Origin of the sequence: Chryseobacterium sp. Bi04, from assembly GCF_918698085.1 — a bacterium.
Lineage (GTDB): Bacteria > Bacteroidota > Bacteroidia > Flavobacteriales > Weeksellaceae > Chryseobacterium.
The window spans coordinates 1-18,829 of the sequence record NZ_CAKKLP010000023.1 but is presented as its reverse complement, the minus strand read 5'-3'; the positions used below and the strand labels follow the sequence as shown (position 1 = coordinate 18,829).

Annotated in this window: 17 protein-coding genes; 1 reads left to right on the top strand and 16 read right to left on the bottom strand. The window is 34.9% G+C overall.

Translation table 11 applies throughout. The features are described 5' to 3' along the window. Positions 1-46: 46 nt before the first annotated feature. Both pheT and dnaN read right to left on the bottom strand, forming a co-directional pair. Positions 47-2,449 (bottom strand): phenylalanine--tRNA ligase subunit beta, encoded by a 2,403-nt coding sequence (pheT, locus tag LQV47_RS21850; protein WP_230041238.1) that lies wholly within the window; start codon positions 2,447-2,449, stop codon positions 47-49. A 467-nt stretch (positions 2,450-2,916) separates the two neighbouring features. After that, on the bottom strand, positions 2,917-4,047 hold the full coding sequence (gene dnaN / locus LQV47_RS21845; protein ID WP_230041237.1) for a DNA polymerase III subunit beta: 1,131 nt from the start codon (positions 4,045-4,047) through the stop codon (positions 2,917-2,919). Between the two features lie 311 nt (positions 4,048-4,358). Here dnaN and LQV47_RS21840 point away from each other — a divergent pair, with 311 nt between their 5' ends. Then, positions 4,359-4,712, top strand: a complete 354-nt coding sequence (locus tag LQV47_RS21840) for a diacylglycerol kinase family protein (RefSeq protein WP_230041236.1) — start codon at positions 4,359-4,361, stop codon at positions 4,710-4,712. 46 nt (positions 4,713-4,758) lie between these two features. Here the strand turns inward: LQV47_RS21840 and LQV47_RS21835 are convergent, their stop codons facing one another. From LQV47_RS21835 to LQV47_RS21770, 14 genes are all read right to left on the bottom strand, one after another. Further along, positions 4,759-5,217 carry a GyrI-like domain-containing protein gene (locus tag LQV47_RS21835; RefSeq protein WP_230041235.1) on the bottom strand — a complete coding sequence of 153 codons (459 nt, stop codon included), beginning with the start codon at positions 5,215-5,217 and terminating at the stop codon, positions 4,759-4,761. Between the two features lie 180 nt (positions 5,218-5,397). Next, positions 5,398-5,730: a gamma-glutamylcyclotransferase family protein gene (locus tag LQV47_RS21830; protein WP_230041234.1), complete on the bottom strand. Its 333-nt coding sequence runs from the start codon at positions 5,728-5,730 to the stop codon at positions 5,398-5,400. After that, positions 5,730-6,359 (bottom strand): GDSL-type esterase/lipase family protein, encoded by a 630-nt coding sequence (locus tag LQV47_RS21825; protein WP_230041233.1) that lies wholly within the window; start codon positions 6,357-6,359, stop codon positions 5,730-5,732. Before LQV47_RS21825 ends, LQV47_RS21830 begins: the two co-directional genes overlap by 1 nt. A 464-nt stretch (positions 6,360-6,823) precedes the next feature. Further along, entirely contained in the window at positions 6,824-7,237 is a 414-nt protein-coding gene (locus tag LQV47_RS21820; protein ID WP_230041232.1) for a ribonuclease inhibitor, read from the bottom strand. After that, entirely contained in the window at positions 7,218-10,913 is a 3,696-nt protein-coding gene (locus LQV47_RS21815; protein WP_230041231.1) for a phosphoribosylformylglycinamidine synthase, read from the bottom strand. The genes LQV47_RS21820 and LQV47_RS21815 overlap by 20 nt, the downstream gene beginning before the upstream one ends. A 74-nt stretch (positions 10,914-10,987) precedes the next feature. Further along, positions 10,988-12,412, bottom strand: coding sequence for a serine hydrolase (locus tag LQV47_RS21810; RefSeq protein WP_230041230.1), 1,425 nt, complete (start codon positions 12,410-12,412; stop codon positions 10,988-10,990). Between the two features lie 10 nt (positions 12,413-12,422). Further along, positions 12,423-13,394 carry a WG repeat-containing protein gene (locus tag LQV47_RS21805; protein ID WP_230041229.1) on the bottom strand — a complete coding sequence of 324 codons (972 nt, stop codon included), beginning with the start codon at positions 13,392-13,394 and terminating at the stop codon, positions 12,423-12,425. A 47-nt stretch (positions 13,395-13,441) separates the two neighbouring features. Continuing rightward, complete coding sequence (gene purB / locus LQV47_RS21800; protein ID WP_047486165.1) at positions 13,442-14,869, bottom strand: adenylosuccinate lyase; 1,428 nt, start codon at positions 14,867-14,869, stop codon at positions 13,442-13,444. Between the two features lie 386 nt (positions 14,870-15,255). Further along, entirely contained in the window at positions 15,256-15,396 is a 141-nt protein-coding gene (locus LQV47_RS21795; RefSeq protein ID WP_153816321.1) for a hypothetical protein, read from the bottom strand. A gap of 304 nt (positions 15,397-15,700) precedes the next feature. Further along, positions 15,701-16,036 (bottom strand): hypothetical protein, encoded by a 336-nt coding sequence (locus LQV47_RS21790; RefSeq protein ID WP_230041228.1) that lies wholly within the window; start codon positions 16,034-16,036, stop codon positions 15,701-15,703. A gap of 69 nt (positions 16,037-16,105) precedes the next feature. Beyond that, positions 16,106-16,735 carry a hypothetical protein gene (locus LQV47_RS21785; protein WP_230041227.1) on the bottom strand — a complete coding sequence of 210 codons (630 nt, stop codon included), beginning with the start codon at positions 16,733-16,735 and terminating at the stop codon, positions 16,106-16,108. An 83-nt stretch (positions 16,736-16,818) separates the two neighbouring features. Then, positions 16,819-17,343 carry a hypothetical protein gene (locus LQV47_RS21780; protein ID WP_230041226.1) on the bottom strand — a complete coding sequence of 175 codons (525 nt, stop codon included), beginning with the start codon at positions 17,341-17,343 and terminating at the stop codon, positions 16,819-16,821. Between the two features lie 92 nt (positions 17,344-17,435). Then, on the bottom strand, positions 17,436-17,843 hold the full coding sequence (locus LQV47_RS21775; protein WP_230041225.1) for a hypothetical protein: 408 nt from the start codon (positions 17,841-17,843) through the stop codon (positions 17,436-17,438). Positions 17,844-17,955: 112 nt separating this feature from the next. Further along, positions 17,956-18,345, bottom strand: coding sequence for a hypothetical protein (locus tag LQV47_RS21770; RefSeq protein WP_230041224.1), 390 nt, complete (start codon positions 18,343-18,345; stop codon positions 17,956-17,958). Between the last annotated feature and the right edge of the window lie 484 nt (positions 18,346-18,829).

The following is an 18,829-nucleotide window of genomic DNA, read 5'->3' as shown; positions in this document are numbered from 1 at the left end:
ACGGGCTTAAAGCCCGTTTTGTATATATAAATTATTTTTCTTACAATTAAGATCTCAATTCAGCATTGAATTCTTTCTGGAAAGATTTGATCAAAGAATCCATTACTTCTGTAATTTCTTTTTCTTCCAGCGTTTTTACTTCATTTAAAAGCTCAAAGCTCATGGCATAAGATTTTTTACCTTCCGGAAGATTCTTACCTTCATAAACATCGAATAAGTTAATTCCTTTGATAAATGGAGATTTATTCTTTTTTGCTGTCTGGTATAATTCTTCGTAGCTTATATTTTTATCAATCAGTAAGGCAAGGTCTCTTCTGATCTTATTGAATTTTGGAATGTCCTTAAACTTCAGCTCATTCTTAGAACGTAATTCCTGAGCCCATTCCAGTTCAATTTCAGCATAGAAACACTCCTGATCGATATCTGAGTCTTTCAACAATGCAGGCGCTACTTTTCCAATTCTTACTAAAGTTTTTCCATCTGCTTCATACGCTAAAGCATCAGAGAACCTTCCGTCAGTTAAAGGCACTTCTTTATAATTTACCGCAAGTCTTTCTAATAAAACTTTTACATATGCTTTAAGATTGTAGAAACTTACCGCAGATTTAGGCTGTAACCAGTTTTCTGCAACATCTCTTCCTGTTACCAGAATTGCCAGCTGCTTTCTCTCTTCGTACTTATCTTTTTTATGGTAGATCTTTCCAAATTCGAAGAACTTAATATCCTGATTTTTTCTGTTGATGTTGTAAACAGCATTTTCAAGAAGCCCTTCCAATAAAGATTTTCTCATGAATGCCAAGTCGCCACTTAAAGGATTCAACAGCTTTACAGCATCAGTTTCATCTTTTACAGAAGTCAATGAATTATTCATTACTTCGTTGAAACCAAGGCTCTGTAAAGTTCTTGCCCAACTGTTTTCCAGCTCATCCTGATCGTTTGCGCTTAATTTTACAGGGGTAAATGAAATCTTTTGCGGAGCATCAATTTTATTATATCCATAGATTCTTAAAATTTCTTCAATAACGTCAATCTCTCTTGTTACGTCAGCTCTGTAAGCCGGTACTGAGATTTCAAAACCGTTAGGAATTTCATTTAAAACCTGGATTTCCAATGCTTTTAAGATTTCTTTTACTTTTTCTCTGTGAATTTTTGTTCCTAAAATCTGCTCAATTTTAGAGAATCTAATGATCACATAGCTATCCTCAATTTTTTTAGGATATTCTTCCAACAAATCACCTGCCAGTTTTCCTCCTGCCAGTTCCTGAATTAATTTTATAGCGTGAGTGATTGCTGTTCTTGTAATATTAGGATCTACTCCTCTTTCAAATCTGAAAGAAGCATCGGTATTTAAACTGTGTAGTTTTGCACCTTTTCTTACCGCAATCGGGTTGAAGTATGCACTTTCAAGGAATATGGTTTTGGTAGCATCAGACACTCCTGAAGTAGCACCACCGAAAACACCGGCAATACACATTGGAGTGTCTTTACCGTCTTTGATCATGATTTCAGTACCGTTCAGGGTTCTTTCCACTCCGTCTAATGTGGTGAACTTTGTTCCTCCTTTTACTACTCCTACCTTCACTTTTTTATCGGCTATTTTATCGGCATCAAATGCGTGAAGCGGCTGCCCATATCCATGAAGAATATAATTTGTAATATCTACAACATTATTGATCGGGCTTAATCCGATAGCCTTCAACCTGTCTTTTAACCAAGCCGGAGATTCTTCTACTTTTACATCTTCAATCACGGCTCCGATATATCTTGGGCATAATTCGGCATCTTCAATGACCAGACTGAAATCATTTGTCCCTTCATTATTTAAAGCTTCAGAAGCAACTTTATTAAACTGAGATTTCAGCTGATTCGTAGAAAGATAAGCATGAAGGTCTCTTGCTACCCCGTAGTGCGACATTGCATCCGTTCTGTTCGGTGTTAAGCCGATTTCAAAAACCTCATCATTAGCAAGCTCAAAATAATCTGCAAAGTTCTTCCCTACTTCATATTTCGTTTCATCCAATACCATGATCCCTCCGTGATCTTCGCTAAGGCCAAGCTCATCTTCTGCACAAATCATACCCTGAGAAACTTCGCCTCTGATCTTTGCTTCTTTGATTTCAAAAAAGCTTCCGGTTTTATCATAGATTTTAGTTCCTACTACAGCTACCGGCACTGTTTGTCCTGCTGCCACATTCGGAGCCCCACAAACAATGTTCAATACTTTTCCGTTTCCTATATCTACTGTAGTTTTGTTTAGTTTATCAGCATTAGGATGTTTTTCGCAGGTTACTACTTTCCCTACAACAATTCCCTCAAGACTGCCTTTTACACTTTCAAATTTATCTATCCCTTCAACTTCAAGACCTATATCTGTAAGAAACTCACCGATTCTTTCAGTTTTTAATTCCGTTTTCACAAAGTCTCTCAGCCAATTGTTTGATATTTTCATCTGATAATTTTATTTTTTCTAAAGTCAGACGCTCCCTTAATGGTTTCACCTGAGTATATTTTCAAAAATTTATTTGAATTTTGTACGATTATAGCCGTACAGTTTTAAGCGTACAAATGTCGTGTTTTTTTGAGAAATACAGAAATTTAGAATCAACTTTAAGATAATAAATTTTCGTTAATTCCACTTTCACAGGGTAAGGAAACGGCTCAGGCGTCAGGTCTTACTTTAGTCAAAAGATTCTCAGCCCTCTATCACAATATTGAGTTCCTATCATTCGGCAATTTAATCATCTTTTTTAAACGCAAAGATTTAATAAACAAGTAATTTATTTGAAGGAGTCAAAGATGGAATCAACTCTGTTGATCTTTTTAAGCTGGCGTTGAGAATATTCTTTAGATACTTCGTTGACAAGAAAAAATAAAAGCCGGAAAATTCCGGCTTTATTGGTGTATTTTAATCTCTGTCTACAATCCGATTACCGGCATTGATAACATTAAGATATTTTCGTTTTCTTCAAGTCCATCAAGGGGCTCAATGATACCCGGCCTGTTTGGTTGAGACATTTTCATCGTAACATCATCAGAACCAAGAATTGTCAGCATTTCAGTTAAAAACTTAGAACTGAACCCGATATTGATATCTTCACCGTTGTAGTCACAAGGAATCTGCATATCTGCTTTGTTTGCATACTCTGTATCTTCTGCATGAAGGTGAAGGATGTTTCCCGAAAGCTTAAATCTTACCTGGTTGGTGGATTTATTAGACATAATAGATGCTCTTTTGATAGCTCCAAGCAAAAGGTTTCTGTTGATCGTCAATACATTTGGATTTTCTTTTGGAATTACCGCGGTATAGTTTGGGTATTTTCCGTCGATCAGTCTGCAGATCCAGATATGTTTATCAAAAGTAAACTTGGCCATATTCTCATTGAAGTCGATTTTAACGTCTTCATTAGAGCTTGCCAGGATATTTTTGAAAATGTTCAAAGGTTTTTTAGGCATGATGAATTCCATAGGTTCGGCATTCATCAGGTCTGTTCTTTTATAAACAACCAATCTGTGAGAATCTGTAGAAACGAAATTCGTTTCATTTTCTCCAAACTGGAAAAGAACTCCCGTCATTACCGGACGAAGAGAATCATTACTTGTTGCAAAAAGTGTATTGGTAAGGGCTTCAGATAATACTCCCGCTGGCATTGTTACATTTTGAGAAGCATCAAATTCCGGCAATTCAGGATAATCATCCGCATTGTCTAATGCTACTGCAAAGTTGTCTTTTTCATCTAAAATCTCAAGCTGGCTTCCGGTTCCTTCAGCATTGTCCTTCACGGCAAATGTTAAAGGCTGTTCGCCATAGGTCTTGATAAAATCCTGAAAAATTTTAGCAGGAACAGCAAATTTACCTGTATCATCAGACTTTACGTCTAAAGAAGTAACAAGAGTTGTCTCGCCATCAGATGCTGTAATGGTAACATTATTTCCGTCTAGTTCAAAAAGATAATTTTCTAAAATAGGTCTCGATTGAGAGCTTGATATTACGCCACTTACAGTTTGCAAAGCCTTCTGCAGTTCACCACTTGAAATAATAAATTTCATAGATTTAAAAATAAGTTTCTACAAATATAATAAATAGATATAACAAAGAAAAAAATAATCTCTAGGAGTTTTTAACAAACATCAACAATCTGTTTCCAGAGCTGACATTATACCCTGATTTCTGCTGCCTTTATTTCCGCTTCAAAAGCGCAAGCTGTAGTCCCTACATTATTTAAAAACATCCCTATTAACGGGAAAACTCACATTATACAAATTATTTCTTCCTATCGCTACTATCTTCTCTCAAATATAACAGATTATCTGCAACAATCAAAATACAAAACCTATCTTTGTTAAAAAAGTAACCACTCATGCAAAAGCCTCCTATTCATAAAAGTTTACTGAATGCTTTCCATGGAGTCTTTTTAATGATGAAAACGGAGAGGAATTTTCAGATTGAACTGCTGGCCCTTTTTGCCAACTTATTTTTTATATTTTATTTACACCTGTCTGCCATCGATGCAGCCATTGTTATTTTTCTTTCTTTTGCTGTTTTAAGTGCTGAAATTTTCAATACAGCCATTGAAAGGATCTGTGATATCATCCAACCTGATTTTGATCAAAGAATAGGCTTTATTAAAGATATTGCTGCCGGGGCTGTTCTATTGCTGGCTATAGCTTCTGTAATTGTTGGGGTTCTTGTTTACTGGAAGTATATTTTTTAGCTAGGCTAAGAGAAAGAATCATGTTTTTTATCAATGTGCGACTCTCCTATTTTACCGCAATAAAAATATCCACTTCTGCATCTGAAGGATTCTGCGCTTTTTCTCCATACACCTCAAAATCAACAGTAAAAACTCTCCCCAGATCCATTTCCCAGATTTTTAGCCATTGATTGATGACCAGATCTTTTGTAAGATCTCCCTTTACTGTAAATTTCACATAATTTCCCCCGTTAAAAGAATACCCCACCATTCCGTCAGGAATATGATCGAGATTTTTCACCTTACATCCAAGAAGTGTGGTATAAGGTTTTGTATGATCTTTTTCGTAATCTGTGTAGATTGCATAAACCGTAGTATCCATTTTATCCGGAATGGCATCCGGGATACTTTCTTTCATAAACTTTTCCCATAGTACCCCGATATCTGCCGCTGCCTGATTATTTTCATTAGTAGTTCTTACCGCAATACCGATAACCTGGCAAGATTCTGTTTGTACATTGTTCATCTCTTTAATATTTTTTTATTGCGATCAAAGATAACGTTGGATTGTGACAACAGTATGTCAACAGGGATTTTCGGGATTGGATTTTTATATTTTGGCTAAAAAGCCAATGGAGATGGATTCATTTAAAAAACGGACTAAAGTCCGTTTCTATTGATGTATATATTATTGTATAAATCATATTTATTTTCCCACATAAATAAATCCTTTCTTGCCTGATTTGAAAATAGCTTCAATTCTTTTATAATCATCCTCTTCATATTCATCAGCCTGAAGAATTTCTTCTTCTGTAACTTCAAAAAGGATACCTTCCATGTGGTCTTCTTCATTTCCGGAAAGGGTTAAAACAGGGTGGAATTTCTCTCCGCTTTTACGTACTACTTCAGGATCTGTAATTTCAGTCATCCCCAGTCTGTATCCGGAAAGAATATCTTTCTCTCCCTGTAAAATCCGTCCGAATGTTTCAAGCTGTACCCGCTCTTTCTGCAGGGTTCCGTAAGAAAATAAATGAGGCATTATAAGTATTTTTCAATGATTGGTATAGCTATTTCAGCCATCATCCCGTAGCCTTTTTCATTGGGATGAACTCCGTCTGCAGAAAGCAAGACTTCCTTATCATCAAACAACGCTGCATAAAAATCAATATACCCCAAAGAGTATGCTGTTGCAATACCTTTAAGGATTTCGTTGTAGGCATTCACTTCCTCATTAGACCTTAATTTCCCGGAGTTTACCACTACCCCATCTATATTTTTGGAAACAGGAAGAATACTTACCAGATAAATATCTTTGGAAAACTGTTTCGCCTGTTGAACCGCAGCTATGATATTATTCTTGAATTTTTCAGGTTCTACCACCCGTACTCCTTCTTTTATGGCAAGGTCATTAGCTCCGTAACTTAAGAAAACCAGATTTCCATCTGCTGAATTTCTGGCACTTAATTCTACAGGCATTCGTTTCAGTAAACCTTCTGTGGTTTCGCCGCCGATTCCCAAATTGAATAAAATAAGTTCATCACCATTTCCTTCATGGAATTTTTGCAGGGCATATCGCTTTAAAATATCTACCCAGCCTCCAAAAACACCATCATATTCTCCATATGTTATACTGTCCCCAAAGAACAGCCCATACACTATTTTCTTCATTCAATTAATTCTTTTTATTTTGCTTCTTAGAAGCTTTTCAAATATTTTTCAAAGTAAGATAAAATCTGTTGAATTAGCTTAATCTGCAGGAGATTTTTATAAAATTATATTGAAGAAGTTTTTTAACCATTAAGATTTTTAAGTGGTTAAGAAAAATTAAGGGAATAGCTGAAGCTATCTATTAAGTGACGCTATAAATTCATCTTTGATTAACCTTAGCTTGCTTTAAAATTATTTTTCTTAATGGTGTACATTTCTTTATTTTTTTACGCAAATATTTTAGTATGATTCTTTAGATTTCAGGGAGCTAAGAGAAATCAACAAGTTGATTGGATGAAGCTACCGTGAAAATACTGAAAACAATGAATCATTACTTATAACTTCCACTCATTACTCATTACTCATTACTCATTTATAATTCATAACTCTTAACTCTTAACTCTTAACTCTCAACTCATAACCCATCAACCTAACCTCAACCTAATATTCCCATGCGACTCTATAATTTCCACCAGAATTTCAAATAAGGTTTGTCCTTTTCCTTCTATTAAGTCCTTTAGCTTTTCCTGGGCGAGTTCTATATTGAAAGGTTTTCCCTGTCTGATTTTATTTTCATAAAATTCCTGAGTTGCTTCCAGACCCAGGTCTTCTCTTGATTTTTCTGATTCTTTCCAGACGATTTCTATTTCTTCCTTATATTCAAATACGCCAAAACCACCGTACAGGACATCATTAAAACCATCGAGTGTACCTACTTTCCAATCGGCATCTCTCATCAGAATACCTGAGACTTCCTCATAGAAACCTGCTAAAGACGAAAAATGACCGCCATTGATGACGATCATTTTTCTTGTATTGTTATTTGAAGTATTCAACACCGTTTTTGAATATATTGTGATAATTCGCTGTTGGTATGTTTTTCATGAGGCCATCGGTAAAACGTTCCGGGTGTCCCATTCTTCCGTAGATCTTTCCACATGGGCTGGTAACTCCTTCAATTCCGAATAATGAATTATTAGGGTTAAATGGCATACCATGGGCGATGTTTCCATCAAAATCTATGTACTGGGTTGCTACCTGTCCGTTTTCATAAAGCTTTTTGATTTCTTCTTCTGAAGCCATGAAACGGCCTTCTCCGTGAGAAATAGGAATGGTAAAGATCTGATCTTTCATTCCTTTTAACCATGGGCTTTCATCATTCACTACTTTTACAGTTACCATCTGAGAAATATGTCTTCTGATGGCATTGTGAGCCAATGTCGGAGAACTTTCATCCAGATCCTTGATTCTTCCGTATGGTAATAATCCGGATTTAACCAAAGCCTGGAATCCGTTACAGATTCCGATGATCATTCCATCTCTGTCTAATAACTCATGAACTGCATTTTTCATTTTCTCGTTTTTCAGAACGTTTACGATGAATTTTGCAGAACCGTCCGGTTCGTCACCTGCGGAGAAACCTCCTGAGAACGCTAAAATCTGAGATGTTCTTATTTCTTCTACCCAGGCATCAATGCTTTCTTCCAGCAGCTTGTGGTTGATATTGATCAGCGGTAAGCTGTTCACAACAGCCCCTTCTTTCTGGAATGCATTCAGCGTGTCATACTCACAGTTGGTTCCAGGGAACACCGGAGCAAACACTTTCGGCTGTGCAATTCCGTGTTTTTTAATGATGATATTTCTTGGGTTGACAGAGTTTGATTTCTCATCTATTTCAACCGTTATTTTTTCTTTTTCTACAGTCGGGAAAAGGTTTTCGAAAGTATTTGTATAAACGGACACAAGATTCAGGATGTCAGATTCAAGACTATTAATCTTTACCATTCCGGAATCTTTTACTTCTCCGATCAATTGAAGAATTGCTGAGCTTAGCTCTTCCTTTGCTTCAATGATCAGGCTACCGATATTTTTTGCTAATAAAGCTTTTTCATCAGCATTAATTTCAGCACCCAATCTGTTTCCAAAGCTCATTTTTGCTAAGGCTACTGCAATACCACCTTCTTTCACTGTTTTCACAGAAACAATTTTTCCGGTTTTGATATTTTCAAAAATAAATTCAAAAGCTTCTTTTAAGCTGTTATAGTCCGGAAGACCGCTTTCCCGCGGAATATGGTTGAAGAAATACAGTTTATTTCCTGCATTTTTCAATTCAGGAGAGATAATATTCTGTTTTTCCCCGTTAGCACAAGCAAAAGAGATCAATGTAGGCGGCACATTCAGATCCTGATAGGTTCCACTCATGGAATCCTTCCCTCCGATGGCTGCTAAACCAAGGTTGATCTGAGCGTCATAAGCTCCCAACAGGGAAGCTAAAGGTTTCCCCCACTTTTCAGGGCTTTGTCCTAATTTTTCAAAATATTCCTGGAAACTAAGTCTGATATTCTTGTAGTCTCCACCCATCGCAACAATTTTTGCAACACTTTCCACCACTGCATAAGATGCTCCCAGTAATGAGTTTTGTTTTGAAATTCCAGCATCGAATCCCCAGCTTGCCAGAGAAACGGTTTTAATATCTTTCGCTCCTAAAACAGGCAGTGTCTGAACACTTCCCTCCATTAAAGTCTGCTGATATTTTCCTCCTAAAGGCATCGCTACGGTAGTTCCTCCTATTGAAGAGTCAAACATTTCCAGTAATCCTTTCTGAGAGGCTACGTTTTTATCTTTTAAGATATTCAGGAAGTTCTCTTCTGTGAAAGCCTTAGTGTCTACTTTTACTTCTTCAAGGTGGTTAATTTTTACCTCCTGAGATTTTGAACATCCGTTGGTATCAAGGAATTCTCTTGAAAGGTCAACAATTTTATCTCCTTTCCAGAACATCTGCATTCTCCCTGAATCCGTCACTTTTGCCACTTCTACAGCAACAATATTCTCTGCTTCACAGAATGTAATGAACTGTTCTTTATCTTTTGGATCCACCACAACGGCCATTCTTTCCTGAGATTCGGATATGGCAAGTTCTGTTCCGTTTAATCCTTCATATTTTAATGGTAATACATCCAGGTTTACTTCTAAAGAGTCTGCAATTTCACCGATAGCCACGGAAACTCCTCCTGCTCCAAAGTCATTTGATTTTTTGATGAGCTTTGTTACTTCCTGATTTCTGAATAATCTCTGGATTTTACGTTCTTCAACAGCATTTCCTTTCTGAACTTCAGAGCTCATCGTGTGAATAGAGGTTTCATCCTGCTCTTTTGAGCTTCCACTGGCTCCCCCAACACCATCACGGCCTGTTGCCCCTCCTAAAATGATGATAGAATCTCCATTGGCAGGTTTTTCACGTCTTACCCAGTCTACAGGAACGGCTCCGGTAACGAAACCTACCTCCATTCTTTTTGCTTTATAGCCTTCATCATAGATTTCTGAAACCATGGTAGTTGCTAAACCAATCTGGTTCCCGTACGATGAATACCCGTTGGCAGCCTGTTTTGTAATTGTTTTTTGAGGCAATTTCCCCGGTAAGGTTTTATCTACCGGTTCCAACACATCTGCAGCTCCCGTTAACCTCATCGCCTGGAATACATATGATCTTCCGGACAATGGGTCCCTGATTGCTCCTCCCAAACACGTAGAAGCTCCTCCAAAAGGTTCAATTTCTGTTGGGTGGTTGTGGGTTTCGTTTTTGAACAATAAATACCACGGTTCTTTTTTACCGTCGTATTCGGCTTCAATCTGGATGGTACATGCATTAATCTCATCGGAGATTACGAGGTTATCCAGATTACCTGTTTTATGGAAATATTTACCGCATACTGTTGCCAGATCCATTAAAGAGATTGGCTTCAGCTCACGGCCTAAGAATTTTCTTTTTTCGATATAGTCATTGAAAATAGTTTCCAATGTATGTTTGAACTGTCCTTCAAACTGAATGTCTGACAATTCTGTTTCAAACGTAGTGTGACGGCAGTGGTCACTCCAATAGGTGTCTAAAACTTTTAATTCAGTTTCTGTAGGATTTCTCTGTTCTGTCTTAAAATAATCCTGAATAAATTTCAAGTCATCTAATCCCAGTGCAAAACCATGATTGTTATAGAAACTTTCAAGCTCGGCATCATTAAAATTGATAAAATTTTCGTGGATTAAAACTTTTGACGGGAGTTCATCTGCAGGGATATCCAATATAGACAGATCTTTTTCCTGAGATTCCACTTTATTGATCAGAAGGTCTTTGATCTTCACCAGATCAGCATCAGAAACTCCTTCAAACTCGATCAGTTTACCACTTCTTACTTTTGACTTTTCATTTTCCGTCAATAATGCAATACACTGTTGTGCAGAATCTGCTCTCTGATCATACTGGCCCGGTAAAAATTCCATTCCAAAATGAATCGATTTTGCAGGGTTTTCTGTGTGTAAAATATCAGTAACAGGGTCTACAAAAGTATTATTCACTACTTTTTCAAATTCTCCGTTATTCAAGTTGAAAATATCATACACATTGTACACTTTCACGCTTTGAACCGCCGGAACAACCGCTTTTACTTCATCAAAAATTTTTGGACTTTCCACATCGAAAATTCCTCTTTTTTCTACGAAAATTCTTTTGTTATTAGACATTAGATGCCAGATTTTAATATTAGATTTATTTTTCTTTTTACTTTTTCAGAACCAACGCTATGATTCTTTATATCTTACAGCTTCAATAACAGGCTATTGTATTTTGACCCGTCTGTATTGGAAGCATTTTTAGGGGCTGCAAGCCACCCGCTATTATTAATTACAAATTTAAAGGAATAATCTTTTCCTTTTTCAAAATTGGATTGGGGAACTTCCAATTCGAAGCGGTTATTTTCTTTTTTTATGAGCTTAAAATTTTTATCCTCAGATTTCCAGTCATTAAAACTTCCTGCTACAGAAACGGTATTAATGAGTTTTGAGTCTAAATTTTTAGGGTGGATATAAGAAAAAACAACCTTATTTCCTTTCAGGTAATATCCATATATTTCTTTTTTATCGGATGTAGAAATGAGATCATCTGCTAATCCTGACGCAGCAGTTCGAAGTGCATCTCCTGTATTCATACCACTGATGTTTACAATCATACAAATCCCTAAATTAAGCTCGGGATACACTGTAAACCACGTTTGTGTACCATATGCCCCACCATGTTTACTGCCTACTTTTCCTTTTTCTGATATGTAATAATTATCCCAAAAATACCCAGACCAACCCTCCTGGCTGTTATTGATATTGCGTTGAGATTCCTGGGTTATTTTATTTTCTGAATCCAGCTCTTCCTGTAAAAATTTCACCATATCTCCCATTGTCGATTTGGTTTTTGAACCTCCGGAACCCCATAAAAGGCTAATGGAAGAAGGCATCAAACGACCGCTGGTATGATATCCATTTGCTGCTACTTCTCCTTTATCAAGGTCCAATTTGGTGTGATTCATCCCGAGTTTTGAAAAGATATTTTCTTTCAGAAGGCTTTCATAGTTTTTTCCATAGATATTTTCCAGGATCAGCCCTGTAAGTTCTAAACTTAAATTGCTGTATCCGTATTTAACTCCGGGAAGGGTATCCGGTTTTACGATAGCCAGATCTTTCTTAAACTGTTCTTTTGTATAGTTTTCGTTCAGTTTATTATATAGAAAAGGAGTTTCATCAGTCATATTTTTCCTCAGCGCATCATCATTGGGCAGCGTTCTTGGTAATGCTGTTTTATAGGAAATAAGATCTTTAATTGTAATTGGAGTTCCTTTATACTCCAAATTCGGATAAGACCCTTTCAGATACTTACGGATATCATCATCCAGCGTAATCTTTTTATCCAGTACAGCTTTTGCCAATAGTTGGCCTGTGAAAAGTTTGGTAACCGATGCTATTTCAAAATAGGTATTGTCATCCGCTTTATTTCCTTTCCCTTTATCGAGTTCCCCAAAATGTCTGGTGTATACTTTACCGTCTTTCACTACTCCCACAGATACGGAATAGGCTCCCGAACTTTTGGCAAGCTTTTCAGCATTGGCATCCATTATTGAGTATACTCTCTTTTCGCTTTGTGAATAAGCTTTCACAAATACTAAGGCCAATACAAGTATCAATACATTTTTCATGGGAATGATTCTATTCGTTAATGAATTTATTCGGATTATCGGGGTGTTCTTTCTGAAATTGTTCTGCGCTTTTTATTTCTGCTTTCAACCAGTTTTCAAAAGGAATCTTCTTTTCATTAAAATCCTCTATCCCATAAAATGCTTTTCCATCTTCTGAGACGAGGAACTTGAAACGATAAAGCATATCCAAGTCCTTCTTTCTGTGATTATAGGTATTTACTTGATAATAGGGAAAGTTTTCTTTTGGTCTTTCTACAATTTCAAAAAACAGATTCTTTTCATTTTCAGACAGTTTATTGTAAAAATTCACATAATAAAGATTTGAAAGTTTTTTCTTCTGCTTTTCAAAAAACTGAAGGATATTCTTCTCTTTTTCATTGTATTGAAATGGGTTCGGATAATATTTCCCATCTATTTCAACATCCTGGGCTGTTGGGTTTGCCAATGACTGAACGGTTTGTCCTTTGATATTCATCACACCCCATTTACCCCCTACAATAGATCTGTGTTCGTCATTTGTTTTCTCCCAATCGCAGCCGTCACAAAATGCAGCGTATCCGTAATTAAAAGGTGATACAAAATCATGCTCAGCTTCAATAATGATCTTACCGTTACGGTCTGCAAATCCTACTTTACCATTTTTAACCAATCTTCTTAGTCCCTCAGAGAAATAATCCGCTCCATTATCATAAAGGAAAGGTTTGTAAAGGAATGTACCATTTCTGTCATATACATTTCCCCAAGCATTTTTCTCCGGTTTTTCGCCTTCTTTATTCCCATCAAAAAAAATAGTTTCTCCTTCTACGGGATCTCCATCTTTAAGGTAGGAAAAGACTTTGAACTGTGCAGGAACGATTATTCTCCCTGCTTTATCTTTCACTCCAACCAGGGAATCTTTTGATTTAAAATACCGTAAGATCTCCTTTTCCTGAGAAAAAGTGATCATGGGTGTCAGTAAAATGGTCAATAGTAGTTTTTTCATATAACCGGCAGGAAAAAAATATGCAGCCCGAAAGGCTGCATACTGTTTTATACTTTAAGATCGGCCTCCAATCCTATTAAGTCTTTATTTTGGTCCAGAATCGGCTGAACTTCATTCTGAATGAATTCTACCGTCTGAATCGGTGCAAAACCGACAAAGTTCTTAGGATCTAAAACTTCTTTTAATTTTGATTTATCTAATTTTAAAGAATCATCATTTAAGATTCTTTCAATAAGGTCATTTTCTTTTCCTTCTTCTTTCACTTTCTTCGAAGCTTCCATAGAATGAACTCTGATTACCTCATGGATCTCCTGACGGTCACCCCCGGCTTTCACCTCTTCCATGATAATATATTCTGTTGCCATGAAAGGAAGTTCTTCTTCGATATGCTTATTGATTCTGTTTGGATAGACTACGATTCCGTTCATAATATTGTTCCAGATCAGTAAAATAGCATCTACAGCTAAGAACGCCTGTGGAATGGTTAATCTCTTATTTGCAGAATCATCCAGTGTTCTTTCAAACCATTGTGTAGAAGCTACCATGGCAGAACTTGTCGTCAAAGACATTACATACTTTGACAAGGCTCCGATTCTTTCGCTTCTCATCGGGTTACGTTTGTATGCCATTGCTGATGAACCGATCTGGTTTTTCTCGAATGGTTCTTCAATTTCCTTAAGATTCTGAAGTAAACGTAAGTCATTAGTGAATTTATGGGCAGACTGAGCGATGTTACCTAATAAAGCCACCACTTTAGCATCAATTTTTCTGTCATAGGTCTGTCCTGAAACACCAAAAACTTTCTCAAAACCGAATCTTTTTGAAAGTTCTTTATCTAAGTGTTTTACTTTGGAATAATCACCGTTGAATAATTCAAGGAAACTGGCAGCAGTTCCTGTAGTTCCTTTTACCCCTCTGAAACGAAGTGTTTCAAGGAAGAAATCAAGTTCTTCAATATCAAGAACCAAACTCTGTAACCAAAGGGTTGCTCTTTTTCCAACTGTCGTCAACTGAGCCGGCTGAAAATGCGTGAATCCTAATGTTGGAAGGTCTTTATACTGAATAGCAAAGTCTGCTAAGTTTTTCATGACGTTCACTAACTTTTTCTTTAGGATCAAAAGTCCGTCACGGATCTGAATTAAGTCTGTATTATCTCCTACAAAAGCTGAAGTAGCTCCCAAATGGATAATTCCCTTTGCTGAAGGCGCCACATCACCATAGGTGTGAACGTGAGCCATTACATCATGACGGAATTTCTTTTCGTATTCTGCTGCTTTATCATAATCGATATTTTCAGCATTCGCTTTCAACTCTGCAATCTGCTCGTCTGTAATCTCAAGACCAAGGTCTTTTTCAATCTCAGCTAAAGCGATCCAAAGCTTTCTCCAGGTACGGAATTTATTGTTATGTGAGAAATTAAACAACATTTCTTCACTGGAATAGCGCTCTTCCAATGGATTTTTGTAGGAATTCATTCTTTCTTTTACTTTTAGATGTACAAAAATACGGTTTTTCAGTGAGAGATGAAAATCCTGTTTTTATGATTTTTAAACCATATTCCGAATCAGATAAAGGATTTCATTTATACTTTTGCTTTGAAGCAAAAGTATACAAAAATTCAAGACGGGAATCATCCGCTAAAAATTTGATTGTACTCCTAAAATTTCCAAACTCACATGGATCATATGATTCTGCTTCGGTTCTATATTATAACCCATGCTCAGACAGTGGAAATTTTTTAACGGATTACCATCAAATTTTCTTAACGCTCCTGGTTCTTAAGTCGATTAGTGGATAGGATATAAAATAGGCTGCCCATTTCTGAGACAGCCCCGTTCTTACCTTATTTTCATGAATCAAATTAATCAATAAGTCCACATGGTGATCCTACTGAGATACATTTTTTCACAAATGAACACCAAAAGTATCCTGGCAGACACATAGGTATTCCTCCCTGAACTGTTTTCAATTCTCTTTTTGAAAGTTTTCTTAGATTTTTCATAGTCTTAATTTTTGATTTTTCTCCTACTCTATATGCTTTTCGGATTACGCTTTAATTTGGTACTCCCAATATACATATTTTTCAAATATAAAAACATAATCCATTCATTTTATATTATTTACAAATTAAAATTCGCTTGGTGACATTATTTATACTTTACCTTGAAACCGAAGCTTGAGTGATTAAACTCGTCAACCTTTTTTAGAGTTACCATAGTTATTATTTTAAATATGTCCTTTGCATTTTCAGGTTGTTTGTTTTTCTGGCCATAAAGAATACTATTACTTTGACTTTTCTATTGATCTTAATTGTCATAAAAAATTATTCCCAAAATAATACTGTAATCTTCACTACTAAAAATAGAACAACTTTTTTTATCCCCATCAATGACTGATAATTTTACATTTTGTAAATCAGAATATTTCATTCTTTTTACCGTTTCAGCTAATCCTTCAAAATAATTACCCTGATAAATACTAAAATTAAATCTATCATTATAAATTTCATATAAATGCTCTCTACTTGCAACAAATGAAGTACTAAAGATATCTTTTTGATCTTTAATCTGGCCAACGTAGGAAACCACCTGATCTAGATAGTTCCTAATATTATATAAATTATTTATTATTAAATTATTCATTCCTTCCATATAAATGTAAAAAAGCCTATCACAAATAATTTATGTTTGCTTTCTGTATATTTTTGTTTATTATTCATTTTTATATATTTTGACATTTCCATTTTCCATTAAAAATCTACGTCCAAATGGCAAAGCTAGATATTTCAAAATATCAGGACGTGAAAAAGCAACGTGATAAAAGTGTACCATTTTTAATGACTTAATATCGTCATTATAATCATCTGTAATTAGATACCACCCACTCTCATCCTGAGGTGAATCATATCTAATTCCTTCGATATCTTTTCCTTCATAAACTCCATCTGATATAACAACTGATTGATTGAAATTTGGAAAAAGAGGAATAAGATTTTGTTGCCAACATATTTCCTCTTGTTGCCTAACAATTGAAATTGCCGTATCACAACCTTTATTAAAGCCGCTACCGTCAGAATTTGCTTCGTACAGGTCGTAATAGTTTTGTTCATCTAGTCGAAATTGCAATAACCAAGAATAATATCCTATATTCTGATTTTCAGAAATAGTAGGTTTATTCTCAACAATATAATCAATAATATATTTGATAACATCTAAATAATCATTTGTGTGTTGATTCTGAATAGCTAATCTTAATTCCTTATCAATACAAAAAGATAATCCTTCAGTATAAATATTTTTTTCATTTGATTTGACTGTAATATTCTTGTATTCCAATTTCATATGCATTTCGAAGATGATCCTTAATACAGTTATTATAATTGGAGGCTACTTCAAAGATAGCCTCTAATATTTGTTATATAATATTACTCCTGATAATCTTTTGAAAATTTAACTCCTTTCTTTTCCAAAATACTTTTTATAGTTTCTGCCTTGTCCTGAGGCGATAGTAGTATCACTTCATTTTTATTATTAAAAACAATTCTCCACATATTAGGATTATAAGTATATTGATATTTGCCCAAATTAAAATCCTGCATGGGTAGCCGCTGTAAATCTTTAAAGAGAGCTTCTAAAAAAGATTTATTTAAAAATTCATCTATTATTATTTTATACCCTCTTATTAAATAAACCTTCGAATATTGAAAACCAACCATTATCTCTGGATTTATAAAATAGATATAAACCCAATATTCCTTTTCATTTTCTACTTTATGAGCTCCTACGATTAATATATTTTGTTTCGCATCTACGGTATGTTCCTTATTTTTAGTATCAATGTAAGTTTCAATAAATGGCATTATTGAAGTGTTTTTAGTGGCATTTTCCTGTGCTTTACATAAAAAAAGCGTTAGTATACATATAAAAATTAATAGTAGTTTTTCTTTCATAATCTCTAAACAATAATTCTTAAATCTCTGCCTTTCCCCTATTTAAATATAAAAAAGATGTGATCTTTAATACTGACAATAGATTCATCTATTCAATTCTTACTTAATTTTTTGCACGGACACGGTGGAGGAGCACCACTAAAATTCTTACGATTAAAATGTAAATAGTACTTTTTATTATTTCTTTCAACTAAAAGTGTTAAGCTATCTTTTTCTTTAGAAACATAATCACCTAAATGAATTTTATTTTTCCATTGATCAAGCATAGGCAAACAGATTTTCCCAAAGTCCATATAAGCATTCATATGATTTGTAGTATCCGCTACTTCACCTAAGTATTTCTCTCTTCCCATTGTAATAGGAGAAAAATCTTGAAGAAATGAGTCTGTCTCTGATTCAAAAAAATCAGATATATTAATTTTCTCAGAATTAAAATAAAAAAACAAAAAGAGAAAACCCGTAAGTGAAATTAAAAACGTTATTTTAATATTACCTTTCATATTAATCATTATTTTTCAAGAGATTGAGTCCAAAATCATTGGGTATTTTATATTGGGTATAAATCTTCAAATCCGAGGCAGACTTTGCACAGGAAGGCTTACTCATTTCTATTCATATATGTTTTAAAAGTAAGTAATTTTTGCGCTTGTTTTCCTTTTTCCTCAAGAGGTTTATAACTATTTTTTTTTTGTATATATAGACATAAGCACTCTTTTTTAAGACAATAGAATAATAACCTTTAGTATCCGTCCTTAGTTCTATTTTATCTTGCCCTAAATATTCATCATAATTTTTATGTCCGTTATCGTTTTCGTATCTATCGTTTATTACTGTCACCTTAACATCTTTCAAAGGCTGAGAATTACTAGAATCTAAAACGTAGCCTTCAACCTTTACATCATTTACATCTTGGTTGTTATAATAATAAATGAAAATGTATACACTTGCTAAAGCCAGTATAACGAGAATTGCTATTAATAATCTACTTATTATTTGCTTCATTTAATCTTTTATTTATTGTCCTTTGAATAAACCACGGCTATCTGGCACCACATTGGCTCTTAACTAAATACCAACAAGATACTAGGACAAGCAAAATGAATTTTACTTACATACTCCAGTATCTATATGAACACCACTTTTATGAAAGTCTACTATATAAAGCTCTTTTGATCTGCTGTATTCTTTTCGATCCAGATTATAAATCTCTATTATCATAAAAGAGTATCCTTAAACAGGCCTGCTTCAATCTTTTTAAAATGTAAAAACCTCACTTTTTTGTGAGGTTTTGTTATATCAGCTTAAAGTTACAAAATTTGCACAATTAAATATCAAGTGCTCTTGTATTTTATAGCATTGGGTTAATAATAAAATTGCAGCTTTTTTATATTAGTTTTTTAGGACTAGACAAATTTCAATACTCTATTATATTAATACATTTTAAGAACATACTTTTGAAGTAAATAAACAGATCCAAAAAAATTAA